We start from the raw sequence: 24,863 nt of genomic DNA, 5'->3' as shown, positions 1-24,863 counted from the left end.
TCTTTTGTTTTAAATTTCCTAATAAATCGCTATAATATAGGAATATAGGGTAAATGGAAAAATGTATATAAGCGAATCCACACGATTGTAACGGAATAGGGCACAGTACGTTGAAGGTGTCTATAGAAAGTAGGGAGAGATAAATGGGGATTGTTCCTGCTGAAGGAGGAAAAATCCAAATCCAAAGCTATAAACATAATGGACATATCCATCGTATCTGGGAAGAAACCACCGTCTTGAAGGGAACTCAAAACTTGGTGATTGCGGCCAATGACCGAACGATCGTGACGGAATCTGATGGTAGGACCTGGATCACAAGGGAACCGGCGATTTGTTACTTTCATTCAAAGTATTGGTTTAATGTGATTGGCATGTTGAGAGAGGACGGGGTGTATTACTACTGTAATATCAGTTCTCCGTTCACATACGATCCAGAAGCACTGAAATACATTGATTATGACCTGGACATCAAAGTATTCCCAGATATGACGTTTAATTTGCTGGATGAGGATGAATATGAAAGACATTCGAAGGAAATGAATTATCCTGAAGCTATCGATAAAATACTAAAGCAGAATGTAGACTATCTAATATATATGATTCGCCAGAGAAAAGGACCATTCTCAGCGGAATTTATTGATAGTTGGTATGAACGTTTTTTAACGTATCGATAACAGTGAGGGGGCCTGCTGCTAACATTGCAGGCTTTTTCTTTTGCAGATGGTCGGACAATCAAGGCTAATAGGGTATAGTAAGAAGAGAAAATAGATAAAAAAATGGAGGGACCCCGTGGGCAGCATTAAGAGATATATGCAATTCGTTAAGCCATATAAATGGCAGATTATCGGGACAGTCTTCATAGGTCTGTTAAAATTCGGAATTCCACTGTTGATTCCTTTATTAAGTAAATATGTTGTAGATGACATCATTAATGGAAATCTGACGACAGAAGAGAAAACCGAACACCTCCTGTGGGCGATGGGCATCATGGTATTCATTTTCGTGGCAATAAGGCCTCCGATTGAATACTACCGGCAATATTTTGCCCAATGGACCGGAACGAAGATTTTATATGATATTCGCAATAATTTATTCACTCATGTACAAAAATTAAGTTTTAAATATTATTCCAATACGAGGGTGGGCGAGGTCATCTCAAGGATGATCACAGATGTCGAGCAAACGAAGAATTTCGTGATTACGGGCCTGATGAACCTTTGGCTCGATATCGCCACCATCGCCATTGTCATTGTGATCATGTTTACGATGGATGTGAAGCTGACGATCGTCTCGATTCTCATGCTGCCTTTTTATGCGTTTTCAATCAAGCATTTCTTCGGCAAGCTTAGGATCTATACGAGAGTACGGTCACAAGCTCTGGCCGATGTGCAGAGTCATCTTCACGAGCGTGTCTCGGGGATGTCTGTCATCAAAAGTTTTGCGATAGAAGACCGCGAGCAGGAACTGTTTGCGAAGCAGAATAAAAATTTCCTCGATAAGGCACTCAAGCATACAAGCTGGAATGCAAAATCGTTTGCCGTCGTGAATACGATTACGGACCTTGCCCCATTACTGGTGATTGGCTTTGCCGGATATCAAGTCATACAGGGGCAGTTGACACTCGGAACGATGGTCGCCTTCGTCGGGTTCATAGACAGGCTCTATAATCCTCTACGTCGCGTAGTCAATTCATCGACGACGATGACCCAAACATTGGCTTCCATGGACCGGGTATTCGAGTTCGTGGATGAGAAGTACGATATCGATGATGCACCGGATTCAAAAGAACTGAAGCATGTGGACGGACGGATCACCTTCAAGGATGTCTCGTTTGCTTATGACGAGAAGGAGGCACCTGTTCTAAAACATATCAACCTGGATGTGTTGCCTGGTGAAACCATTGCACTGGTCGGCATGAGTGGTGGGGGAAAATCCTCCATCGTCAGTTTGATTTCCCGGTTCTATGATGTCACGGAAGGGGCCGTTTTACTGGACGGAACCGATATCCGAAACTATCAAGTTCGAAGCTTGCGCGATAAAATCGGGATGGTGCTGCAAGATAACATCTTATTCAGTGAATCTGTGAAGGCCAATATCCTGATGGGGAAACCCGACGCTACTGACGAAGAGGTATTTGCAGCCGCCAAAGCAGCCAACGCCCATGAATTCATTATGGGATTGAAAGAAGGCTATGATACGAAAGTGGGCGAGCGGGGCGTGAAACTTTCAGGTGGCCAAAAGCAACGGGTAGCCATCGCCAGGGTCTTTCTAAAAAACCCACCGATTCTTGTCCTGGATGAAGCAACATCGGCCCTTGACCTGGAAAGTGAACATAATATTCAAGAAGCCCTTGATATATTGGCGAAGGACCGAACCACGATCATCGTGGCGCACCGTCTCTCCACCATCACGCATGCCGATCGAATTGTCCATATCGATAATGGGGAAATCACCGAAATCGGCTCACACGAAGAGCTTATGCAAAAACAAGGCAATTATTATAAACTCTTTCAGGTGCAACAATTGGATAACTGACATCAAAAAAGATCATCTCGCTGTTGCGGGATGGTCTTTTTGATCATTGTGGAATACATAGGATGCAGATGAATTTCGGGGCAGATTATTCTAATAAACTTGTTAAAATACCATACACTTAGTTAATAAAGAGTATCGAAGGGGAGTATACATTCATGCAGCGGATAAAATTTATGGTTAGACATTTCCTGAGAGAGCCATGGTGGTTTAAAATTCTAATCTTTGTAACTTTGGTGATTTCCGTTGTTTTTAGCAGTACTCTTTTTTCAAATCATGCTTATTTCAAAGGTTTTGCCAAATTAGCCGCTGCCATCTTCTTTAGTGCCTACGGATTTAATATGAGAAAGAATCTCAAAATTTCGGTCCTTTTCTTTACGTTAGCATGTATATGTCTATTATTATCCATCAAGGCATTATACTGAAACGGCAAAAAGGATAGCTGAGGCAAATAATAGTTGCTTCAGCTATCCTTCTCTTTTTTTCGTATGAATGTTACATTAAGAAACCCTTTTTCCGTGCAAAGGCTTTTTCTTGGTATGAGTCTTTTTCAACAAATACTTTAAATACTCCGGCAAGGCGATTCCGACGATAATCAAGAACATTCCAAACCATTGAAGGGATGTTACGCCTTCTCCAAGGAAGATGACGGAAACGACCATCGCGGAAGGCAATTCTGCGGCACATAGGATCGTCCCCAGGCCGACGCCGACTTTCGGCATACTGACGGCAAAGAAAAAGAAGGGAACCACAACACCAAGTGTACCGAGCAATAGACCGAATTGCCAAAGGTTGGTTTCGACAAGATTGGTGGCAAGCGTTACCGGATTGGTTGTGAATACCGCAGTCAGCATGGCACCTGTCGCAATGAAAAATAAACGTTTCATCGAGGGCTCTTCAACGGCGAACTTAGAGTTGCAGAACATGTAAAGAGCAAAGAGCAAGGCAGACAGAAGCCCGAATAATACCCCCGTCAAACTAAGGGCAGAGAGAGGCTGGCCAAAGATGGCACCTGCAAATAATGTCCCGATAAAGAGCAAGCAGATGGCCAGGACCTTGCTTCGATCTGGACGTCTTTTGTTTATGATGCTTTCAATAAGGACACCAATCCAGGTGAACTGAAATAAAAATACTACGGCAATGGAAGCCGGAAGCTCCGCAACAGCCACCGCGTAGGCTTTTCCGACAAAAGCGGACATCATCCCAGTAATGGCAAGCAAACCGGCATTTTTCCAAGAAATTTTATATTTAAACGAAAAAAGGAACAAAACGGCGACAATCAGCCATCCAATCAAATATTGACTGCCGACTAGGTCCCCGGAAGAATGACCATCCTTGAATCCGAATTTCATCATGGTGGATAATGTGCCGTATGAGATGGAACCAATTAAAACCATTATAGAATACTTCAAAAGTTGCATGTTTTTTCACCCCTGAAAAATAAAAATCGCCACCTGCCTAGATGGCAAGTGACGAACGAAAAAAGGAAATCCTTTTAAAATTCCGTCTCTCAGCAAGTGCTGAGTTTAAACATTATTGTTGAGTTATCTTAGCTTAATTCGTTTGTGAATAAATGTCAATGGGGAATGATATTTTCTATATAGTTAGACTATTCACATATATCGGAGAGAAAATGTTGGGAGCCCAACATAAAAGAAGAGACGGTTATCTAGTGAACCGTCTCTCTATTAATCTTCTTCATATTGGATAGACACTTCATTCTCATCTTTATGGAAGGATTGGAAGCTGACAATCAGCTTTTCGAGATGCTCCAATTGTTCGTCATACTCAATGATGTAAGAAATCAATGGAACAAGGCGGGCGGAAAGATGCCCGAGGTCATCATGCATTTCGTCGACTTCGTTTTGTTGCTCAAAGAAGAGGGCAAGAAGGTCTTTGCGGCTGAGGGAACCCTGATCCCAATCATCGATTTCCTCAATGTTTTTGATTTTTTCGATATGCAATAAAATCAGCTGCTCATGCTTACGTATGAGGGAATCAAGATGATGTAAAATCGTCTTCTGGAAGTCTTCAGGCATATGATAGATTTCATTCTCGAATTTATGAATCCTTCTCAAGGTCTCAAACGCCTTTTTCGTCGTGATGATCATTTGACGATAAACGACAAGCTTCCTTGATTTAGCTACACTTTTCTTTTTGAAATATTCACGTTCTTCTTTATACATGGAATAGATATGCTCTAAATCAAGCAAATCTTCTTTTAATCTGCTAATATCCTTTTTCAATAAGGTATGTTCTGTAGCATGCCTAGTGCTTATTCGGATCCATTTCAAAATATCTTCTGTCACATCGGTTATGCGCGTATATAGCTTTGCCTCATACTTTGGCGGGATGAAAACGAGATTGACAATAAATGAAGCAATAATCCCAAGTAAGACGGATGAAAGACGCACAAATGCAAAGTTTAAAAATTCTCCTTCTTGGCTTTCCATAATGGCAATAACTGTCACGATGGAAAGTACGATCGTCTTATCCATTTTCAATTTCAGATTTATCGTAATGACTACCATTACGGCCAATCCGATAATGAAAATATCATTACCAAACAATAAAACGAAGGAAATGGCGACTAAGGCACCGATGATATTTCCTTGAATTTGTTCCAGCACCGTCTGATAAGAACGATAGATGGTTGGCTGGATGGCAAAAATAGCAGCAATCCCAGAAAGGACAGGAGCAGGAAGATTAAGCAGTTCCGAAATATAAAGCGCTAAAACAATCGCTATTCCTGTTTTGAGAATGCGGGCACCAAACTTCATATATAGGTAAATCCTTTCTTTGTGATGTTATTGTTCCTGATAAGAAGCTCTTTCTTTATACAGGATATTCGTAAAGTTGTATTCTAACTTATATGTTAGTACTTTACACTAATTTTTAATGTTGTAAACAAAAAGTAATGGAGCAAAGCAGCCGTAAAAGTAATTATAAGCTTTTTACGGAAGGGAAAAAATGAAGATTTTATGACATATGTAAATGAGGTGCTTTTTTCCTCTTGCTGTGGGGAGTTACAAAGATGGAAAAAAGCTAATGTCCTGTAAAAAGACATTAGCTTTTTTATCATCACTCGGTTGATACAGATGGATCTGCTTGTTCCTTAACGGGAACAACTTGAAGGAAGTGGTTTCCCGGATTATGGAGCAAGGCCCCAAGAGAGGCTGCTTCCTCTTCTTGCCCTTGCTCTTTTAAAAGGGCAACGTATTTGCCAAGGAGCTCATTCACGTCCTGAAGTCCTTTTTTGGAAAGGGATTCAATCGACACTTTCGCACCCTTCGCAATCCTTCTTTGGATAACTTCTTTCGTTAGGCCGACTTCCGGCTGAAGCCTTAAATAAACGACACCGCCGGTCATGCCTGCACAAATCCATGGACCCGGATCCCCTAGAACCAATCCTCTGCCATTTGTCATATACTCAAATGCAAATCCCTTGATGTTCGAGGTTACCGCAATATTGCCATGTTCATTTTCTGGAATCGGCTTTTTCACTAGGCCACCGATAATCATGTCGGCACCTGAAAGCCGGATTCCCGCCCTTGCATCGGCATCACCTTGGGCGATAAGGAGTCCGTGCTGTGCCCCATACCCGAAACCTTTACCGACAGAGCCATTGTAAAGGTTGCCATCTTTTCCTGGTGATTTGAAAATGGCGATATTCCCACCGATTGACGTTTTGCCGATTCCATCCTGGGCTCCGCCATTTACGCTAATGGTGATTCCCTCGGTGTTATAGGCACCAAGGCCATTACCAGGGATGGAACCATCCTGATAGGAAAGATGAATGGGAGGCAGATTCTTATACGAACCATCCAATCTGTTACGGACGCGGTGACACGAAACACGGCTACCAAGGACCCGTTGCTCGGAAGTGATGCCGCTATAACTGCGGGATTGCTGTAATTCTTCAACCTGCGAATCAAGATATTCCGCTCCCACCGCCACCTGTAGGGAACTTTCATTCAAATAAGCTTCTTTTTCCCTATTGGAGAATGGCGTGATATCAAGGTTCTTTAATAAATAGGTCAGATCCAGCGATTGTTGGCCTTTCACTTGCTCAAGCAAATCAGAGCGGCCGACGATATCCTGAAGGTTCTTCACACCCAGTGATCCAGTCAGGGTTTTTAGCTCCTGGCCGAATGCCGTGAACATATTCGTCAATCCTTGAACCGCCAAATCAAATTTTCGAGGAACAAAGCGGCGCAATCCATGTTCTTTTGCCTGTGCTTCCGATTCGATTTGGGTGGCAATCCCGACATGGCATGTATCCAGGTGACAACCGCGGCATGTTGTACAGCCAACGGCAATCATCGATAGGGTACCGAAACCAACGCGGTTGGCCCCGAGCAACATCAATTTCAGGATATCCATCGAGCTTTTCAATCCACCGTCAGCCCAGATTTCGATGTTTTGCCGAATTCCGGATTCAAGCAACGCATTATGGGCGGCTTTTACGCCGATTTCGACAGGCAGACCTACATGTTCAAGGGCATGAATCCGTGCTGCACCCGTTCCGCCGTCAAAGCCGGAAAGCGTGATGATATCGGCGCCGGCTTTGGCAACGCCGACGGCAATCGTTCCAATATTGGGAACAACCGGTACCTTGACGGCCACCTTGGCTTTATCGTTGGCCGTTTTCAGCTCATGGATCATTTGGGCCAAATCTTCAATCGAATATATATCATGGTTATTGGAAGGGGAGATCAAGTCAGAACCAATCGTCGCATTCCGTGCTTCCGCAATTTTTGCCGTAACCTTCGAACCGGGAAGATGTCCGCCTTCACCAGGTTTTGCCCCTTGCCCAATCTTAATTTCCAAGAGATTAGAAGAGTTCAAGAGTTCGGCGTTGACACCGAATCTTCCGGAAGCAATCTGCTGCCCACGTGATTTCGGGTATTTTCCGAGCATATCCTTAATTTCTCCGCCTTCGCCATTCATACTGATCATGCCCAAACGGTCTGCCGCTTCTGCGTACGCTCGGAAAGCTATTTCATTTTGAGAACCGAATGACATGGAGGCGATGACGAAAGGCAACTCCTGATCGCCAATGGATAGACTGACATCTTCGGCTGGGACAGGTGTGTCTGACAACTTAAGTGATGTCAGGTGACGGATTGTCGTCGGGTTTGATTCTTCTTGCTCCGTGATCTTTTCACGATAGGCGTCATAATTTCCCGTGGAAGCGACTTCGCCGATGGATTTCCAAATCCGCGGGAATAGATGAAAGGTTTTACCCATCCGTTCTTTTTCATTATCATAATCTAATGCACGCTGGATGCTATCCTCTTTGATTTTGTCAAAATCATAGTCTAAATGGTTTGCTCCGAAGAAATTGGCCACATTCAAATAAGAGGCAATCTCCTCATGTAACCCAATGCTTGAGAATAGCCGGCCATAGCCGCGCAATTCATGAATCCCGATGGTGGAGATCACTTTTTCCAGTCCTTTAGTCAACGAGTTATATAGATTCATAACGCCTTTCAGGTCCCCGGAAGATAATGAAAGGAACATGAAATAGGGACTGATCAAGTTGGCACCGAGGCCATAGGCAACGATGATATCATGCAGTGACCTTAGGGATGCAGAACGTAACAGGATCGAGCAATCGCGGCGCTTGCCGGAATTGACCAATGCTTGATCGACAGCTGACGTGACAAGATGAGGGTCAAGCCATAGGTTCCCGTTTTGATGAGCAAGGGCATCATCGAGGATGAGCAGCGTTTTCCCGGCATCGACCGATTTTACGGCTTCATCCGTTATCCTTTTTAACGCTTCAGGGATACTCTCCTTTTCTGTAAACGTGCTTGAAATGAAATGTGCCAGTTTTTGATCCTGGTTGTGAAGGACAAATTGATCATAGCTTGGTTGTGAAAGGGTGGAGGAGCATTCATACCCTGTCAGTCCCTCGATTAATAAAGGTGTCAGAAGTTCGGTAACGTGACCGGCCTTCTTTGCTTCAAATAAAGAAGGACGTCTTCCAATAATGGTTCTCGTGGAAAAGTGCTCGGTTTCCCGGTCCCGGTCGATGGCTGGATTGGTTACGACGGCGACGCTTTCCTTAATGAAATCCGAAAGATTGGTCCGCTGTGGATTAAGGGCGGCAAGCGGTGCGTCATGACCCAATGAACGGATGGGTTCTGCACCTTTTTCAGCCATCTGCTCGACTAATTGAACGTGCTCCCTTTCCCAACCGAATGCCTTATATTGTCCGTTATGAATGGCCTGTGGCTGCGTCATGGTGAACACCTTCTCGAAAATTGGTGGCTGCAGGCGAACGAGGTCATCGGAAAGAACAAAACGTTCATTGAAGCGCTCATACACTTTCCCTTGATATTCTTTATAGTTATATAGTTCAATAAGGTCGCCATTCCATTTTAACCCGACCTTTTCCCCTGGTCCCATCGGTCTTGGGTCTCCCGTATATTCTGAAGAGGGGATGATACCAGGCTCGGAAGTGAACATATAGGAAGAAGCCGTCTCGATATTCCAAAGCGGACGTAGGCCTAACGAGTCTACGGAGAATACGGCTTCATCTCCGAATCGGGAGATGATTCCAGCTGGGCCTTGTGCAAAATGCCCCCATGCTTCCCTTAGATACGTATAAAGGTTCTGCAAATGCTCAGGGTATTCCTTGATTTCGTTGATGATTGGCGGAAAAACCAGGTCGATTGCCTCGAATAAAGAGTAGCCGTGACGGCAGATGAATGTTTCAATCGTTTTATTCAAATCCTGGGAATCACTTCCGTCTTTAGCAATCGGAACCCCGATCATTTTGGCTTCATCACGTAATTTGGCAATGGTATTGATTTCGCCGTTGTGTCCAAGGACACTGAATGGCTGCACACGGAAAAAACTTGATAGAGTATTGGTGGAAAAACGGTTATGACCCAGTGTCATAGTTGAGGCTGCAAGGGGGTCGGCAAGATCATGATAGTAGGCAGGGAGTGTATCCCCGGCACCCATTACTTTGTAGATGGCATGATGCTGGCTTAAGGAAGCGACATGAATGTAATCACTATTCTCGATGTCGGACGTCAGCTCGAAAAGGATGTTGGTGAGTTCCTGTTGATTGGTAGTCGTGGATGAACAGGCAATTTGCCAGAACACAGGATCCTCTTGGATGGCAATCGGGCCCAAAGCTTCAGAGCGGTATGCTTTATCCGTTTCAAAAACGAGCGATAGCCCACGTTTCTGCAATTTTTCTTTGACTTCGGTTTTTAATTTGCCTGCATCTGCTTTTCTGCTTAAAAATAGGTGACCGACTATGAAATCGTCTTGATCGACGATGCCGGAATCGATGTTTTCCTTTTCTAGTTTCTTTTTCCAAAGAGCACGTGGAATATCAATATGGATACCGGCGCCATCGCCTTCGCCATTGATGAATCCGCAACGGTGATTCATCTTAACCAGTGCATCAATGCATGCGAAAATGTTCTCATTGGTGGGGATTTTCTTTTTTTCGATACGGGCTACGATACCGCAGGCATCATGTTCTTCTCTATAGAATTCTTTGAATGTAGCAGGTGTCCATTGTTGAGTCATATGTTTGGCGTCAATAAGGATAACCCTTATTTGCTGCCGTTCACCCCCTGTGGCTTTTGATTTTATGAAACGTTCATATTAGTAAACTTGAACAACTGTCCAAGCTTTTTAATTGAATGATATAAAATAGAATAAATGGATATAAATGTATTGGTATCATATCATTTAAATATTCAGAAATCAATTTTTTATACAGTATATTGGATAGGATGGAAAAGTGTGTTTTTTAGAAAAAACTCCGTGAAAGCCAATTTGAAAGTTTAATTTAGCCGATATGAGAAAACCCCAAGATGGATATCCATCTTGGGGTTGAATGGTTGGTGCATATTTATTCTTTTGTCCAGCTTAAATCAAGTTCTTGAATGCATGTTCAACCGCTTTTAAAGTATAAGCGATATCTTCATCCGTATGGGCCGTTGTCAAGAACCAGGCTTCATATTTGGATGGTGCCAAGTTGATTCCTTGATTAAGCATCAGCTTGAAGAATTTACCGAACATTTCGCCGTCCGTATTTTCAGCTTGCTCGTAGTTTTCGATTGTTTCTGTAGTGAAATAGATGGTCAAGGCACCTTTTAGGCGGTTGATGGTAATAGGCACATTATATTGACGAGCGGCTTTAAGAATGCCGTCTTCAAGGAGCTTCCCTAAGCGATCAAGCTCGTCGTAAACGCCTTCTTCCTTCAACACTTCCAAGCAAGCGATCCCGGATAGCATGGAAGCAGGGTTTCCGGCCATCGTTCCTGCTTGATATGCAGGTCCTAATGGTGCGACCGTATCCATGATTTCTTTTTTGCCGCCATAAGCACCGATTGGAAGACCCCCACCGATGATTTTTCCAAGAGCGGTCAAATCGGGTTGAACGCCAAGTAAGTCCTGAGCCCCACCGTACATGAAGCGGAATGCAGTGATGACTTCATCAAAGATGACGAGTGCTCCAGCTTCATGAGATAAGGAAATCACATCTTCCAGGAATCCAGGGTGCGGTTCGACGATGCCGAAGTTGCCGACGATCGGTTCGACCAGGACACCGGCAATTTCGTTGCCCCATTTTTTCAGGGCCTCTTTGAATGGCTCGATATCATTGAAAGGTACCGTGATGACTTCCTGTGCAATGCTTTTTGGGACACCAGCGGAATCCGGTGTTCCAAGTGTGGACGGACCAGAACCTGCAGCAACCAACACAAGGTCGGAGTGACCGTGATAGCAGCCGGCAAACTTGATGATTTTATCGCGACCCGTGTAAGCGCGGGCTACGCGGATGGTGGACATGACGGATTCCGTACCAGAATTGGTGAAACGGACTTTATCAAGGCCAGGCATCGCTTCTTTTAACATTTTGGCAAAGGTGACTTCATGTTTTGTCGGCGTACCGTATAAAACACCTGTTTCTGCAGCCTTTGTGATCGCCTTTGTGATATGGGGGTGTGCATGGCCTGTGATGATCGGGCCGTATGCCGCTAAATAATCGATATACTTGTTGCCATCAACATCCCAGAAATAAGCTCCCTTGGCATGATCCATGGCCACCGGCGAACCGCCGCCCACGGCTTTATAAGAACGGGAAGGACTATTAACCCCACCGACGATATGCTCCAATGCCTCTTTATGTATAATTTCCGAATTAGTAAAATCCAATCTAAAAACCTCCTAAAAATACAAACATAATCACTCCTAATCATAGCACTTTTCCACTTTAAAATCGCTGGGAAATGGGGCCTGACCCCCAAACAAGCAGACCGAACCCCATATATACCAAGCTTTCATGCTTTTTATTTTGTTTGGGAAATAGGGTCTGACCCCCACGGTCTGGTATATTCATAGCAGTAGGCAAGGGGAATGGGAGGGGGATAAGGATGACGAAGCTGATTATTAATGCGGATGATTTTGGGTATTGTAAGGGAATTAATTTGGGGATTGTTGAATGTTTTCAGAATGGTGTCGTGACGTCGGCAACTTTGATGGCCAATATGCCGGGTGCCGAGCATGCGGTAGCGCTGGCTAAGGAAAACCCGAATCTTGGCGTGGGATTCACTTGGTTTTGACCTGCGGCTTTCCAGTGAGAAGCGATGTTCCTTCGCTGGTGAGGGAGGATGGTGCGTTTCATCAACGCGGGGATATGCATAAGTTTGCTGATCCTGCGGATATAGAAAAAGAATTGAACAGCCAAATGGAGAGATTTCTATCATTGGGGCTGGAACCGACTCACATTGATAGCCATCACCATGTTCACGGCTTGGAGAAGGTTTATCCCATCGTTGAAAAGATAGCGAAAGCGCATGGCTTGCCGGTTCGGAAATTGGATGGGGCAATTCATGGTTATCAAGGGGTGAAAAGGACAGAGAAATTGATAACGGATTTCTACGGATCGGACCTGACGACAGGTCATTTAGTTGATATCTTGGATAAAAGTCTATCCTCCGAGACAGTCGAAATCATGTGCCATCCCGGGTATATAGACGAATCGATACTAAACGGAAGCTCCTACGCCCTGCCACGTGTAAAGGAAATGGCCATCCTGACAGACCCATTGATCCAAAAAGCCATAGCCGTGCGTGACATCGAACTAGTCTCCTATAAAGAGTTGGGAAATAGGGTCTGACCCCCAATCCAAAAAGCTGTAACCCTTGATGGTACAGCTTTTTGGATGAATTATTTCGTTTGGGAAATGGGGTCTGACCCCAAAGTTTCACTTATGAAGGACATTATATCTAGGATGGTGCTTGGGTTTTCGATGTTGAAGGTTTGGCGTTTGATTTCGCCTTGGGCCTGGTAGTAGGTTGCGTGTCCTGTTCCTTTTTCTTCATTAATATGTAAATGAAAGCTTAGTGGGGTATTTTCGATGGAGCCGGACGAATCCCTTTGGACGATCTGGCACAATAGTTGGTCGTATTCGTCCTCGTACAAGAAATCATACCGTAATTCCAGTACGATTTTTTCGATTTGCGTGAGCAATAACTTTTTTATATTCATAGCGATTAGTCTCCTTTTTATAGGTAATACATACATCGTCGAAATTCGCCCAACCCAGGATATCCTGAATCCAGGCATTTTTATTGTTTAAAAAGCTGAGGTTGGCTAAACTATTTGATTAGGACAAGGAATATGGAGGAAAATAACATAATGAGCAATGCAATTCAGGTTAATCAATTACGGAAGGAATTCAAGTCGGTTTCAAGCCGTTCCGGATTAAAAGGGGCCTTCCGCGACTTACTTACAAGAAATTATAAAATCGTGCCTGCTGTCAACGATATCAATTTTACTGTAAAAAAGGGTGAGATGGTAGCGTATATCGGGGAAAATGGGGCAGGAAAGTCGACGACGATCAAGATGCTGACGGGGATTTTGGAGCCGACGTCCGGTGATATCATGGTCAATGGCATGAATCCGCATAAAGAACGGGAAAAGTTCACCCAGACCATCGGGGTCGTCTTCGGGCAACGCTCGCAGCTATGGTGGGATATCGCCGTCCAGGAATCCTTCCGGCTGCTGAAAAAAGTATATAAGGTGTCTGATGAACAATATAACGATCATATGGCACATGTAATAAAGACGTTGGATATCGGGCCTTTGCTGGATAAACCAGTGCGTAAGCTGTCCCTTGGCCAGCGAATGCGTTGTGAACTGGCTGCTGCCTTGATACACAATCCACCGTTGCTTTTCCTGGATGAGCCGACGATCGGTCTTGATGTGTTAGTGAAAATGAAAATCCGTGAGTTTCTGAAGGAAATCAATGAAAGATACAACACGACCATCCTTCTGACCACGCATGACTTGGGGGATATCGAGGCCTTGTGCGAGCGGGTGATCATGCTTGATGAAGGGCAAATCATTTATGACGGGGAATTGCAAAGCCTGAAAGATAATTGGGCAGAGGAAAAACAGGTCCATTTCCAATTCATCGAGCCAGTCGAACTGAATGAACTGCAATCCTTGCCGCTATCCTTTTATGTAAATTGGGAGCACGATGAAAAGAATCATGCATACATAGCCGTATTAAAAGAGGAAAGTGATCATATTTCACAACTTGTCGCCGCTGTCGTTTCACATTTTAAAATCAAGGACGTCAAAATCCATGAAACGTCCATCGAAGAGATTGTTCGTAATATTTACGAAGAAGGCACGGTCTGACTCTTTCAGAAAAAATGTGTCTACCAAGAAGGGAGAGGACCATGGGAAAGTATCTTGCTATGATTCGCATGCGTTTTTTGATGATGCTTGCGTATCGAACCGATTATTATACCGGTATTTTAATTTATAGCATCAATATTGGTGCTTATTATTTCTTGTGGAATGCAATATATGGAGAGAAAAGTTCCATTGAAGGACTATCCAGCATGCAGATGACCACCTATGTGGCGGTTGCCTGGATGGCGCGCGCCTTTTATTTCAATAATATTGACCGTGAGATTGCCGATGAAATCAAGGACGGCAAGGTCGCAATCGAGATGATTCGGCCTTATAACTATTTAGGGATGAAGACGATGCAAGGCCTGGGTGAGGGGATTTTCCGTTTCTTTTTCTTCTCGATTCCAGGTATGCTGCTCGTCGCCATCATTTTCCCCATCCATTTGCCAAAAGAACCGGCAACATGGGGGCTTTTCGGAATTTCCCTGTTATTCAGCTTCATCATCAATACGCAAATCAACTTATTAACGGGAATCACGACATTTTTCTTATATAATAATGCCGGATTGATCCGGGCGAAACGGGTCATTGTTGATTTGTTTTCAGGCTTGTTATTGCCTATCAGCTTTTATCCAATCTGGGCACAGGACATCATGAAGTTCCTGCCGTTTCAAGGAATCAGCTATGTCCCGAGTATGATTTTCACGAATGGATACGGAACGGGAGACATCGGCATGGCTCTTTTACAGCAATTGATCTGGGTCATCATTCTCGTTATCCCCATCCAGGTTTTATGGATAGTCGCAAAAAAACAGCTGATTATTCAGGGAGGTTGATGGGATGTTTTACGTATCAATGTTTTTTCAATATGTGAGTCAATATATGAAAACGAGATTGCAGTACCGGGCTGATTTCGTCATCGAGATTCTTTCGGACTTGCTGAACCAAGTCGTGAATCTGGTGTTTATTTTAGTGGTCTTCGGACATACGGAGTTCCTAAGCGGGTGGAGCCGGGACGAAATCATATTCATATACGGTTTTTTCCTTATTCCGTTTGCGCTATTTTCATCCTTTTTCAACATCTGGGATTTCAATGATCGCTACATCGTCAAAGGGGAGATGGACCGGATATTAACAAGGCCGATTCACAGCCTGTTTCAAGTCATCTTGGAGCGGATTGAGCTTGAATCATTATTTGGAGTCGTGACTGGTTTGATCATCATCTTCTATTCCGGTGTTTCGTTAAACCTGGAACTAACTTGGTATGATCCGATTCTCTTCATCATCTTTGCAATCGGCGGGGCACTCGCGTATGCAGCCATCTTTGTTGCGATTGCAAGCATCGGCTTCTGGTCTGATGCCAAAACGTCCATCATGCCGATGATGTACAACATCGGGAACTACGGGCGCTATCCGGTTGATATTTATAACAAGGTCATCCGCTTTGTTCTGACTTGGGTGCTGCCGTTTGCCTTTGTCGGTGTGTATCCCGCTTCCTATTTTCTTAGAAAAGAAGAGTGGTACGCGTATGCATTCGCCACACCTGTTATAGGGGTCGTCTTTTTCATAATCTCGATCTTCATTTGGAATCAGGGTGTGAAAAGGTACCGCGGAGCAGGAAACTAAAAAAAATCCCTTCAACAATTTTGTTGAAGGGATTTTTTGCTTATATGCGTTTGTTTTTTCTCTCGAGATATCTAGCTTGTGCTTGGACGTACTGCCGCTTTTCTTCTTCCGTTTCCGGTTGGACCTGTGGAACCGGTATGGGCTTTCCATCTTCGTCTATCGCAAGCATCGTTAAAAAAGCGCGGGCGGTGAGTTGCTTTTCGCCAGTCAACAGGTTCTCCCGTTCTACTTTTACGAATACCTCCATTGACGTTCGATGGGCACAGGTGACATAGGCTTCCAAATTGATAGCATCCCCGGTCTTAATGGGGGCCAGGAAGTCAAAGGAGTCGCTTGAAGCGGTTACGACCGGTTTCCGGCAGTGGCGCATCGCTGCAATGCAGGCGATTTTATCCACATACGCCATCACTTTTCCACCAAAGATGGTATTGTGATGGTTTGTATCAGGTGGAAAAACGAGGTCCGTTAAAAACGTCCGTGACTGTTGAACGGGAATGCCTGTTGTTAAATCAGTCATTTTCCTGTTGGACCAATAGCTTATTCCGGACAACCGTTGCGGCTTCGACCATATTTTTCAGTGAAGCGACGGTTTCTGGAACGCCCCTTGTTTTCAGGCCACAGTCAGGGTTAATCCAAAATTGGTCTTTATCCAGTACCTTGATGCCACGTTCGATCATATCGACCATTTCTTCCACTGCAGGAACGCGAGGGCTATGAATATCATACACACCAAGGCCGATTCCTTTTTCATATGTTTTCTCCTCGAATGCGGAAGCGAGCTCGCCGTGGCTGCGGGACGTTTCAATGGAAATCACATCAGCGTCAAGGGAGGAGATGACATCCATGAAGCTGTTGAAATCACAATAGCACATATGGGTGTGTATTTGCGTTGTATCTTCCACACTCGAAGTGGAAATCAAGAATGAATGGACCGCCCAGTTTAAGTACTCATCATGGTCGCTTTTTTTCAATGGAAGGCCTTCACGCAGGGCTGGTTCATCGACTTGGATCATTTTGATCCCTGCTGATTCCAGTGCCTCTACTTCTTGTTTCAAGGCCAATGCCAATTGATAGCAGATATTTTCCCGTGAAATATCGTCACGGACGAACGACCAGTTCAGAATCGTAACAGGACCGGTCAGCATTCCCTTCACCGTTTTTTTCGTCAAGGCTTGTGCATACACACTTTCTTTGACCGTCATCGGATCGAGGAAATGGACATCTCCATAGATGACGGGAGGTTTTACGCAGCGGGAGCCGTATGATTGAACCCAGCCTTTTTCAAGGAAGACGAATCCGCCCAATTTATGGCCGAAAAACTCGACCATATCGGTTCGTTCAAACTCCCCGTGTACAAGGACGTCCAATCCGATTTCTTCCTGGATATCAATCCATCTGCTAATCTCCTCGTTCACGAATGCTTCATATTGATCAGCCGTCCATTCACCGCGTTTGAATTTCCCGCGGGCCTGTTTAACTTCCGCGGTCTGCGGAAAGCTTCCAATTGTCGTGGTTGGAAGGAAGGGCAGGTTGAAATACGCCTGTTGTTTTTGATAGCGCTGTTTAAATGGCAGGGTACGGCCATGGGATTGCTGCTTCGCCTGTTCGACAGCGGATTGAACGTCTTTATGGTTTCTGGCCTTTGAATTATTTAAGGTCTGCCATGCAGCTTTGTTTGCCGTCACCTTTTCTTCGATTGATTCTGGACCTTCGTTGTTTCCTCTGACCAAAAGTGTGATTTCTTCTAGTTTCTCATCAGCAAAGGCAAGGGCTTCTTTCACTTCGCTAGCTAATTCTGTCTCGTTTCGAACCGTCACTGGAACATGTAGCAGGGAGCAGGAAGGTTGAAGCCAAATTCGATCTTCGGCTACGTGTTTCGTAATGGACTCGACCAACTTGATTTTTTTCGTCAAGTCAGAAAGCCAAATGTTTTTCCCGTCAATCACACCGGCCCCAAGTATTTTATCTTGCGGGAAACCGACTGTTTGAAGATTGCTGAGATTTTTTCCTTTGTCATGGACCAAATCAAGGCCGATTCCTTGAACGGGCAAGTCGATCACTTCTTGGTAGTGCTCTACAGCATCAAAGTATGTTTGCAGCATGATGTTCAGGTTGGGGACAGCTTCGTTCAATTTTTCATACAGGTATGTAACAGTTTTCATCTCGTCTTTGGAAAGGGAAGAAACAAGGGAAGGTTCATCGATCTGCACCCACTTCACGCCTTCTTGTTCCAGCTCTCGCAAAATTTTTGTGTATAAAGGCAACAGGCTCAGGATGATGGCCGGAAGATCTTTTTTATCATAGCCCTTTGACAAAGAAATGAATGTGTAAGGTCCGACTATAACCGGTTTCGTATCGATTCCTAGTTTTTCCTTGGCTTCGCGGTAAGCGGCAAGCGGCTTGTTTTCTGTCAACGTAAGCTGGGACTGTTTTAGCTCTGGAACGATATAGTGATAATTTGTATTGAACCATTTCGTCATTTCGGAAGCGACTTCATCCTTGTTCCCACGGGCCATTGAATAATAAACGGAAAGGGGGACCATGCCACCTTTATAAGCCGAATAGCGTTCTGGCACCAGGCCGAACATGACGGACATATCGAGCATTTGATCATATAACGTAAAGTCGTTGACCGGGATGATATCGATGCCTTGATCTTTTTGTTTTTGCAAATTGCCTAAACGGATCGCTTCCAATTGCGCCATGAATTCCGTTTCATTTAATGTTCCAGCCCAATAGGCCTCTAATGTACGTTTCCATTCACGATCCTCACCGATTCGTGGGTACCCTATATTACTACTTTTCAACACATCCATCTCCTTTTAATGAAATAACAACAAAAAAAGCACCCCTAACCGTCAAAAGAGAAAGTTAGAAATGCTTAAAATAAAGGGGCACGAAAATACCCCTTATCATTATAAGGTCCCTAACACCTCCCTATCTCCCGTAGGTTAAAACAGTGTTGTCGAAATAGGCAGGTCTCCTGACTCAGGGAACTCTTACTTAGCACTAAAAGCCTTCCCAATCCAAAAAGACCAGTGGCATCAAACAAAAGCGCTATACATTCCCATTACAGTGGCGGGACCGTGCCGGAATTACACCGGACTTCCCTTTTAATCCTAAAAAGCTTAGGAACCTATCTCCACATATGAAATTCATAAAAAACTCCGTCCGCATAAACACGGAAACTAAAATTTACAAAATATTATAAAAACTTAACCCATCTTAGCATATCCCGGCCAAATGGGTCAACAAGGAAAAAGTCGGGAAATGGGGTCTGACCCCCACCATGTGGCACGAGAACCCATGCTGTATCTATGTTTTCTTGATGGTGCAGCAGCTGGGAAATAGGGTCTGACCCCTAAAACGAGCATATATTGACTCGCAAAAGAGTATGTATAAGGGAAGTGGGTTGTTTTTGAAATGAGGCGTGGGGGATGACCTTTTATATTTTGATTGTGGGGATTATCTTTTGCATGGTGATGAGCATTCGGACCTTATTTCTTTCTGAGTCGGAGGCAAAGAAGTTTTCTCTTGAAGATATGCTGTGGCTCGGCAATTTATATGCGACATTATTAGTCGGTTTTGCACTGATTTATTTATTATACGAGCTTCAGAATCATTCGGTGATTCTTGATATGGGCAATCGCTTGGATGGAACCTTTTCCGAGCAGCTGAAGACTTCATTTTATTTTAGTGCGATGACGATGTTCTCCGTCGGATATGGGGATATCTCCCCAATCGGCATTGGCCGGATGATCGCGACAATCCAAGCATTCATTGGCTATACGCTTCCTGCGGCATTTGTGATCAGGGCTGTCATCGATTTTGAACAGAAGGAAAGAAAGAACAAGAAATGAAAGTTGTGTTTCTTTCGATTATTGGGTACGCTTACCATGATGAAAGAAATGGAGGGTTTAGAATGACGGTCGAAATTGGAGAAAAAGCACCAGACTTTCAATTACCAGCAAACAACGGAGAACAAGTTACCCTATCAGGATTCAAGGGTAAACACGTTGTATTATATTTTTACCCAAAAGACATGACACCCGGTTGCACGACGGAGGCTTGTGATTTCCGTGATGCTAATGAACAATTCGAAGAGCTTGATGCTGTCATCATAGGCATTAGCCCGGACCCGGTAACACGTCATGAAAAGTTCATTGAAAAACATGGGTTGCCTTTCCTGTTGCTTGCTGATGAAAAGCAAGAAGCCGCTGAATTATATGGTGTATGGAAATTGAAAAAGAACTTCGGTAAGGAATACATGGGCATTGAGCGTTCGACTTTCCTGATTGATAAGGAAGGAACGATCGTTAAAGAATGGCGTAAAGTCAAAGTAAAGGGCCACGTCGAAGAAGCGTTGGAAACTCTTCGCGACCTAGAAAAATAAGGTACAGGCTAATGAAGGATGAGCGACTTATCAAGCTTGCCAAGCAGCTGATTCATCATTCACTGAGGCTGCAGGCGAAAGAGCGGGTCTTGATCCGTGGGCCTGTTGCAGCCAAAGCCCTATTGAAGGAACTGATTGACGAAGCCTATAGAATGGGGGCCTATCCTTATGTGGAACTTGAAGATGACGAAATTACCAGTCATCTGCTAAAAGGAAATGTTAAGGAACAGCTCGATACCTTATCGAAATGGAATTATAAGAAATACGAAGATGTGGATGCAGTCATCATCATATCAGGCGATGGAAATGAAGAGCGAGGAGTGAGTGTCACTCATGAGAGATATCGTCTTCAGGAGGATGCCATGAAAACGTCCACCATGTTCTTCGTCAATAACCGGCGCTGGGTGCTACTGAATTATCCGACCATCGGTTCTGCAAAAAGATCCGGCATGAGCTTTGAGCAGTATGAAGATTTCTTGTTAAACGTGTGCACACTGGATTATCACAAAATGGAAAGCGCCATGAAGCCTCTAAAGGATTGGATGGATCAAACGGATCAAGTCCGGATCATATCGCCGGGGACTGACCTGACTTTTTCCATTAAAAATATCCCCGCCGTCATTTGCGCTGGTAAAAACAATCTTCCAGATGGCGAAGTGTTCACGGCACCGGTAAAAGACAGTATCAATGGCACGATCTCCTTCAATACACCTTCTTCCTACCAAGGGAAGGTATTTGATGGGATAACCCTTTCGTTTCAAAAGGGGAAAATCATGAAAGCTACTTCCACCCAGTCGGACCAAATGAATCGTTTGCTCGATGTGGATGAAGGATCCCGGTACATCGGGGAATTCGCCCTGGGAATCAATCCGTATATCATGGAACCGATGGGTGATATCCTATTCGACGAGAAGATTAGCGGCAGTCTGCATCTTGCCACTGGTCAAGCTTACCAAGAGGCCGATAATGGAAATCAATCATTGTCTCATTGGGACATGGTCTTGATCCAGCGACCCGAATATGGGGGCGGAGCAATCTACTTTGATGATATACTGATTCGTAAGGACGGTTTATTCGTGCCACCGGAATTATGCGAATTGAATCCAAATCAATTAAAATAAAGCCCTTTTTAATAGGGAGAGGCGTTTGTCCAACTCAAATAGAGGACCCCTGAATATGATTTAGTAAGGGAATACCTCCTCATAGAAAGTTGCGCGGGACATTCAGTGCCCGTGTTTTTTTTATGTAAAGAAAAGGAGAGATAATCATGTTAGTATTTTCAACAATCATTCCGAATGAAGATATTCAAAAGAAGATGGCACAAGCATTTCCCGATTTGACATTCATGTATCAAGAAACTTGGGCGGATGAAAAGCTCCAAGAGGCCGAAGTTCTTATTACATATGGAGAAGATTTAACCGATGAAATCATTGAAGAGGCAGTGAACGTGAAATGGATCATGGTCATGAGTGCCGGATTGGAGTTAATGCCTTTTGCCGCCATTGAGAAACGCGGAATCATGGTGACCAACGCTAGGGGCATCCATAAAATCCCGATGGCTGAATATACAATCGGCATGCTTTTACAGTATGAAAAGAAATTAAAACAACTAATTGAGAATGAAGCGGGAGAAATCTGGGACCGGAAGATAGAAGTAGGCGAGTTGAATGGAAAAACGATGCTTATCCTAGGAACGGGGGCAATTGGAGGGGAAGTGGCACGTCTTGCCAAGGCTTTTAGAATGACGACCCTCGGAGTGAATCGTAGTGGGAAAGCCGTCGAACACATCGATCATCTATACGCCCTTACGGAGCTTGAGAGAGCATTGCCTAAAGCGGATTATATCGTAAGCGTCTTGCCTAGTACGGATGAAACGAAGGATTTGTTAAAGAAAGAACATTTTAAGGCAATGAAACGTACAGCCGTCTTCGTGAATATAGGACGGGGAGATCTGTTCAAGGAAGACGTGCTCATAGAGGCCATGCAGGAGCATGAACTCGCTCATGTGATACTGGATGTATTCGAACCTGAACCGCTAGTGAAGGGCCACCCATTCTGGAATATGGAGCAGGTCACGGTAACCCCGCACCTATCAAGCAAAAGCGGCGAATATTTACCAAGGACCTTTTCAATCTTTGAGGAAAACATGAAAGTCTACCTAAAAGACGGAAAGGATTTCATTAATATCATCGACCCTAAAAAGGGATACTAGGACCAACTAGAAAAACAGGAAATAATTAAATGAATGAGGAATAAACTAAGGGTGTAGATATATTGACAAAGCTTGCTTATGGGGAGTACACTATTTATAAACATTACAATGTAATAATTCATACTTAATTAGAAAAAGAGGTGGATGACGGTGTCTGAAGTTCAGTTGAAAGAAGCGTTGGATTCCCTTAAAGATACCGGTGTAAGAATAACTCCTCAACGCCATGCAATTCTTGAGTATTTGATAGACTCCATGTCGCATCCTACTGCTGATGATATTTATAAAGCGTTAGAAGGCAAGTTTCCGAATATGAGTGTGGCTACGGTTTATAACAACCTGCGTGTGTTTCGTGAAGTGGGATTGGTCAAAGAGCTTACCTATGGCGATTCGTCAGCTAGATTTGATTTCGTAACAACGAATCATTATCATGTTATCTGCGAAAGCTGTGGTAAAATCGTCGACTTCGATTATCCTGCATTGGATGAGGTCGAGCACTTTGCAGCACAGGTCACCGGATTCAACGTAAGTCACCATCGGATGGAAATCTATGGGGAATGCACGGATTGTGCAAAGAAAGAAGCGCATTAAAAAAAGTTCCGCCACTTGGTTGGAACTTTTTTTGTTGCAAAAGCACTGTAACTAAAATCCATTCCATTCAGTCGTTCAGGCTTTTGCGATTATATTTTTCGTCGAACTCTTCGCCTTCCAGCTTTTTATCAAGGGTCAGCGTTTCATTGCAATGCATACATATATCGACCCTACCTAATATTTTCGTAGGCTTCCCACAGTTCGGGCAGATAACCTGTACCGACTTTGTGGACAGCATCCCAATCCAAAAGTAAACGCCTGTGCTTGCGATAATGAATAGAAGTCCAAGACCCATGAAGAGCGTCATGACGATAGGGTGCGACTTAAAGAATAGACCGATATACATCACGATAAAGCCAACGAAGATCAAACTTAAAGCAAACGTACGGATTTTATTGATTTTGCTAGAATATTTAGCCATGTTAGACCCTCCTAAAATATAACTTTAACTATAACATAAACTAAGGTTGGAACAAAAAAGAAATAAAGGACACAAATGACTTATGGTTGACCCGAGGAAAAATAGGAAGGAACATCTAGGCTCAGAAAACAGGATTTTTGAAGAGAATTGTCGAATGTAAAAAGAAAAATGGTTTTGGAGGAATTTATAATGGAAGATATCCTTCGCCCGATTTATCAAGAGCGAGCAAGTTTGAAGTCCACATTAGGGATTTTGTTAATAGAAAAAAGGGAGCACAAAAGCCCCATCACTGATACGTTTGATTATGTCCTATTTGTCATCGTGGATGATGCAGAGGAACCTGTATTTTTAAAGCACTATACCTATCAGGATAAGAAAGCGGCTTTACATGTTGTGAAAGAAGAGCAAGTCAAGGAATGGATTTTATTAGGGTCGAATCGTAAAGTCGTGGATTGGATTTATAATGGGAAGATTTTATTCGACCGAAATGAATACCTGGAGCATTTAAAAACCGAAATCCGTGAGTTTCCCTTCTATGGAAGAAAGCTGAAGATGGGAATGGAATTTGCAAAGTTAATTCGTAGGTATAGGGATGGAAAAGACTTTTTTGAGAATGGCCATTACCTGGATGCCTATAACCATATTGTTCACTCGCTACATCATCTAGCTCGATTGGAAATAATAGAACAAGGTTTTCATCCAGAGGTGACGGTTTGGAATCAAGTGAAGCATATGGAACCTGAAATATATAAGTTGTACGAAGAACTGATTAGCAGTGAAGAAACCCTGGAGAAAAGGTTGGAGCTTCTTTTTCTAGCTAGTGAGTTCCTTATTTATTCCCGTACTAATGCCGGTTCTCAACACCTACTGGAAATAATGAATGCTAGAGAAGGATCTTGGACCATAGCGGAGTTAATGGAGCATCCAGAACTAAGTTATTATTCAATCGATCTAGGCGTTCTTTTAGAATACTTAATTGAAAAGAAAGTAGTGGATACCATTATAGTCGAGACCAAAGGGCACGATGTTTATCACCGATTTTATAAAGTTTAAAAAAAATATACTAAAAAATCATTTTTAGTATTGACCAATAATAATATAGGTGTTATATTAATACATGTCGCTGCGGGACATCAGCTTTCGCAGCTTCAACGAAGCTTTACGAAATAAAAAAACATCAAAAAAACATGTTGACAACCTAAACGAAAACATGATAAGATGTATAAGTCGCTTGCGAAGTAAACGACAACGAAATTGCTCTTTGAAAACTGAACAAAACAAAGCGCCAACGTAAATTTTGAGTGAGCACACACTATAAAAAAAGCAAAATGAGCAAGTCAAACATTTCTTCGGAGAGTTTGATCCTGGCTCAGGACGAACGCTGGCGGCGTGCCTAATACATGCAAGTCGAG

The 24,863-nt window shown here is 43.6% G+C and carries 19 protein-coding genes, 1 rRNA gene, 1 pseudogene and 1 riboswitch; of the genes and pseudogenes, 13 read left to right on the top strand and 8 right to left on the bottom strand.

Annotated features, from left to right (window positions below):
* Positions 1-143 precede the first annotated feature (143 nt).
* The gene (ntdP, locus tag ACQKL6_RS17345) at positions 144-674 is read left to right on the top strand and encodes a nucleoside tri-diphosphate phosphatase (protein WP_402871408.1); all 531 of its coding nucleotides are present in this window, start codon (positions 144-146) and stop codon (positions 672-674) included.
* A gap of 115 nt (positions 675-789) precedes the next feature.
* A complete protein-coding gene (locus tag ACQKL6_RS17340; RefSeq protein ID WP_403079863.1) occupies positions 790-2,535 on the top strand; it encodes an ABC transporter ATP-binding protein in 1,746 nt (581 codons plus the stop codon).
* Positions 2,536-3,032: 497 nt separating this feature from the next.
* Here the strand turns inward: ACQKL6_RS17340 and ACQKL6_RS17335 are convergent, their stop codons facing one another.
* The 4 genes from ACQKL6_RS17335 to ACQKL6_RS17320 form a co-directional block, all read right to left on the bottom strand.
* Positions 3,033-3,953, bottom strand: coding sequence for an EamA family transporter (locus ACQKL6_RS17335; protein WP_427651596.1), 921 nt, complete (start codon positions 3,951-3,953; stop codon positions 3,033-3,035).
* Positions 3,954-4,220: 267 nt separating this feature from the next.
* Positions 4,221-5,312: an FUSC family protein gene (locus ACQKL6_RS17330; RefSeq protein WP_402871399.1), complete on the bottom strand. Its 1,092-nt coding sequence runs from the start codon at positions 5,310-5,312 to the stop codon at positions 4,221-4,223.
* Positions 5,313-5,613: 301 nt separating this feature from the next.
* Positions 5,614-10,086 carry a glutamate synthase-related protein gene (locus ACQKL6_RS17325; RefSeq protein WP_402988848.1) on the bottom strand — a complete coding sequence of 1,491 codons (4,473 nt, stop codon included), beginning with the start codon at positions 10,084-10,086 and terminating at the stop codon, positions 5,614-5,616.
* A 345-nt stretch (positions 10,087-10,431) separates the two neighbouring features.
* Entirely contained in the window at positions 10,432-11,721 is a 1,290-nt protein-coding gene (locus tag ACQKL6_RS17320; RefSeq protein WP_402959298.1) for a glutamate-1-semialdehyde 2,1-aminomutase, read from the bottom strand.
* Positions 11,722-11,939: 218 nt separating this feature from the next.
* Between ACQKL6_RS17320 and chbG the strand changes: the two are divergent.
* Positions 11,940-12,685 (top strand): annotated as a pseudogene (chbG, locus tag ACQKL6_RS17315) (chitin disaccharide deacetylase).
* A gap of 50 nt (positions 12,686-12,735) precedes the next feature.
* Here the strand turns inward: chbG and ACQKL6_RS17310 are convergent.
* Positions 12,736-13,056, bottom strand: coding sequence for a hypothetical protein (locus ACQKL6_RS17310; RefSeq protein WP_402988845.1), 321 nt, complete (start codon positions 13,054-13,056; stop codon positions 12,736-12,738).
* 150 nt (positions 13,057-13,206) lie between these two features.
* Between ACQKL6_RS17310 and ACQKL6_RS17305 the strand changes: the two genes are divergently transcribed.
* Genes ACQKL6_RS17305 through ACQKL6_RS17295 form a run of 3 tightly spaced genes read left to right on the top strand, consistent with a single transcriptional unit; the run spans position 13,207 to position 15,837 of the window.
* Entirely contained in the window at positions 13,207-14,214 is a 1,008-nt protein-coding gene (locus ACQKL6_RS17305; protein WP_427651595.1) for an ABC transporter ATP-binding protein, read from the top strand.
* 41 nt (positions 14,215-14,255) lie between these two features.
* Positions 14,256-15,047, top strand: a complete 792-nt coding sequence (locus tag ACQKL6_RS17300; RefSeq protein ID WP_427651594.1) for an ABC transporter permease — start codon at positions 14,256-14,258, stop codon at positions 15,045-15,047.
* Positions 15,048-15,051: 4 nt separating this feature from the next.
* Positions 15,052-15,837, top strand: a complete 786-nt coding sequence (locus ACQKL6_RS17295) for an ABC transporter permease (protein WP_427651592.1) — start codon at positions 15,052-15,054, stop codon at positions 15,835-15,837.
* 40 nt (positions 15,838-15,877) lie between these two features.
* Here ACQKL6_RS17295 and ACQKL6_RS17290 read toward each other — a convergent pair whose 3' ends face one another.
* Both ACQKL6_RS17290 and metE read right to left on the bottom strand, forming a co-directional pair.
* Entirely contained in the window at positions 15,878-16,354 is a 477-nt protein-coding gene (locus ACQKL6_RS17290) for an acyl-CoA thioesterase (protein WP_402871382.1), read from the bottom strand.
* Positions 16,347-18,653 carry a 5-methyltetrahydropteroyltriglutamate--homocysteine S-methyltransferase gene (gene metE, locus ACQKL6_RS17285; RefSeq protein WP_427651591.1) on the bottom strand — a complete coding sequence of 769 codons (2,307 nt, stop codon included), beginning with the start codon at positions 18,651-18,653 and terminating at the stop codon, positions 16,347-16,349. Before metE ends, ACQKL6_RS17290 begins: the two co-directional genes overlap by 8 nt.
* Positions 18,654-18,793: 140 nt before the next feature.
* Positions 18,794-18,992: riboswitch (cobalamin riboswitch) on the bottom strand.
* 282 nt (positions 18,993-19,274) lie between these two features.
* Here metE and ACQKL6_RS17280 point away from each other — a divergent pair.
* From ACQKL6_RS17280 to perR, 5 genes are all read left to right on the top strand, one after another.
* A complete protein-coding gene (locus ACQKL6_RS17280; RefSeq protein WP_402871377.1) occupies positions 19,275-19,697 on the top strand; it encodes a potassium channel family protein in 423 nt (140 codons plus the stop codon).
* 62 nt (positions 19,698-19,759) lie between these two features.
* Positions 19,760-20,230 (top strand): thioredoxin-dependent thiol peroxidase, encoded by a 471-nt coding sequence (gene bcp / locus ACQKL6_RS17275; RefSeq protein ID WP_402871374.1) that lies wholly within the window; start codon positions 19,760-19,762, stop codon positions 20,228-20,230.
* A gap of 11 nt (positions 20,231-20,241) precedes the next feature.
* On the top strand, positions 20,242-21,351 hold the full coding sequence (locus tag ACQKL6_RS17270; RefSeq protein ID WP_427651590.1) for an aminopeptidase: 1,110 nt from the start codon (positions 20,242-20,244) through the stop codon (positions 21,349-21,351).
* A 146-nt stretch (positions 21,352-21,497) separates the two neighbouring features.
* The gene (locus ACQKL6_RS17265; protein ID WP_427651589.1) at positions 21,498-22,442 is read left to right on the top strand and encodes a D-2-hydroxyacid dehydrogenase; all 945 of its coding nucleotides are present in this window, start codon (positions 21,498-21,500) and stop codon (positions 22,440-22,442) included.
* A gap of 144 nt (positions 22,443-22,586) precedes the next feature.
* Positions 22,587-23,030: a peroxide-responsive transcriptional repressor PerR gene (perR, locus tag ACQKL6_RS17260; RefSeq protein ID WP_402871367.1), complete on the top strand. Its 444-nt coding sequence runs from the start codon at positions 22,587-22,589 to the stop codon at positions 23,028-23,030.
* 67 nt (positions 23,031-23,097) lie between these two features.
* On the opposite strand, the gene ACQKL6_RS17255 is transcribed toward perR, so the two are convergent.
* A complete protein-coding gene (locus ACQKL6_RS17255) occupies positions 23,098-23,451 on the bottom strand; it encodes a YgzB family protein (protein WP_402871365.1) in 354 nt (117 codons plus the stop codon).
* A 189-nt stretch (positions 23,452-23,640) separates the two neighbouring features.
* Between ACQKL6_RS17255 and ACQKL6_RS17250 the strand changes: the two genes are divergently transcribed.
* Both ACQKL6_RS17250 and ACQKL6_RS17245 read left to right on the top strand, forming a co-directional pair.
* On the top strand, positions 23,641-24,504 hold the full coding sequence (locus ACQKL6_RS17250; RefSeq protein WP_402871363.1) for a nucleotidyltransferase-like protein: 864 nt from the start codon (positions 23,641-23,643) through the stop codon (positions 24,502-24,504).
* Positions 24,505-24,797: 293 nt separating this feature from the next.
* Positions 24,798-24,863 (top strand): 16S ribosomal RNA (locus ACQKL6_RS17245); the annotation flags it as partial.

Source organism: Peribacillus sp. NPDC097197, assembly GCF_050278025.1.
Taxonomy (GTDB): Bacteria; Bacillota; Bacilli; order Bacillales; family DSM-1321; genus Peribacillus.
This window is presented reverse-complemented; position numbering and strand designations above follow the sequence as displayed.

Coding starts and splice junctions, on each gene's coding strand:
- ACQKL6_RS17290 (WP_402871382.1), bottom strand. CDS start 16,354: ATGACTGATTTAACAACAGGCATTCCCGTTCAACAGTCACGGACGTTT.
- ACQKL6_RS17305 (WP_427651595.1), top strand. CDS start 13,207: ATGAGCAATGCAATTCAGGTTAATCAATTACGGAAGGAATTCAAGTCG.
- ntdP (WP_402871408.1), top strand. CDS start 144: ATGGGGATTGTTCCTGCTGAAGGAGGAAAAATCCAAATCCAAAGCTAT.
- ACQKL6_RS17310 (WP_402988845.1), bottom strand. CDS start 13,056: ATGAATATAAAAAAGTTATTGCTCACGCAAATCGAAAAAATCGTACTG.
- bcp (WP_402871374.1), top strand. CDS start 19,760: ATGACGGTCGAAATTGGAGAAAAAGCACCAGACTTTCAATTACCAGCA.
- perR (WP_402871367.1), top strand. CDS start 22,587: ATGACGGTGTCTGAAGTTCAGTTGAAAGAAGCGTTGGATTCCCTTAAA.
- ACQKL6_RS17300 (WP_427651594.1), top strand. CDS start 14,256: ATGGGAAAGTATCTTGCTATGATTCGCATGCGTTTTTTGATGATGCTT.
- ACQKL6_RS17270 (WP_427651590.1), top strand. CDS start 20,242: ATGAAGGATGAGCGACTTATCAAGCTTGCCAAGCAGCTGATTCATCAT.
- ACQKL6_RS17280 (WP_402871377.1), top strand. CDS start 19,275: ATGACCTTTTATATTTTGATTGTGGGGATTATCTTTTGCATGGTGATG.
- ACQKL6_RS17325 (WP_402988848.1), bottom strand. CDS start 10,086: ATGACTCAACAATGGACACCTGCTACATTCAAAGAATTCTATAGAGAA.
- ACQKL6_RS17330 (WP_402871399.1), bottom strand. CDS start 5,312: ATGAAGTTTGGTGCCCGCATTCTCAAAACAGGAATAGCGATTGTTTTA.
- ACQKL6_RS17295 (WP_427651592.1), top strand. CDS start 15,052: ATGTTTTACGTATCAATGTTTTTTCAATATGTGAGTCAATATATGAAA.
- ACQKL6_RS17250 (WP_402871363.1), top strand. CDS start 23,641: ATGGAAGATATCCTTCGCCCGATTTATCAAGAGCGAGCAAGTTTGAAG.
- metE (WP_427651591.1), bottom strand. CDS start 18,653: ATGGATGTGTTGAAAAGTAGTAATATAGGGTACCCACGAATCGGTGAG.
- ACQKL6_RS17335 (WP_427651596.1), bottom strand. CDS start 3,953: ATGCAACTTTTGAAGTATTCTATAATGGTTTTAATTGGTTCCATCTCA.
- ACQKL6_RS17255 (WP_402871365.1), bottom strand. CDS start 23,451: ATGGCTAAATATTCTAGCAAAATCAATAAAATCCGTACGTTTGCTTTA.
- ACQKL6_RS17265 (WP_427651589.1), top strand. CDS start 21,498: ATGTTAGTATTTTCAACAATCATTCCGAATGAAGATATTCAAAAGAAG.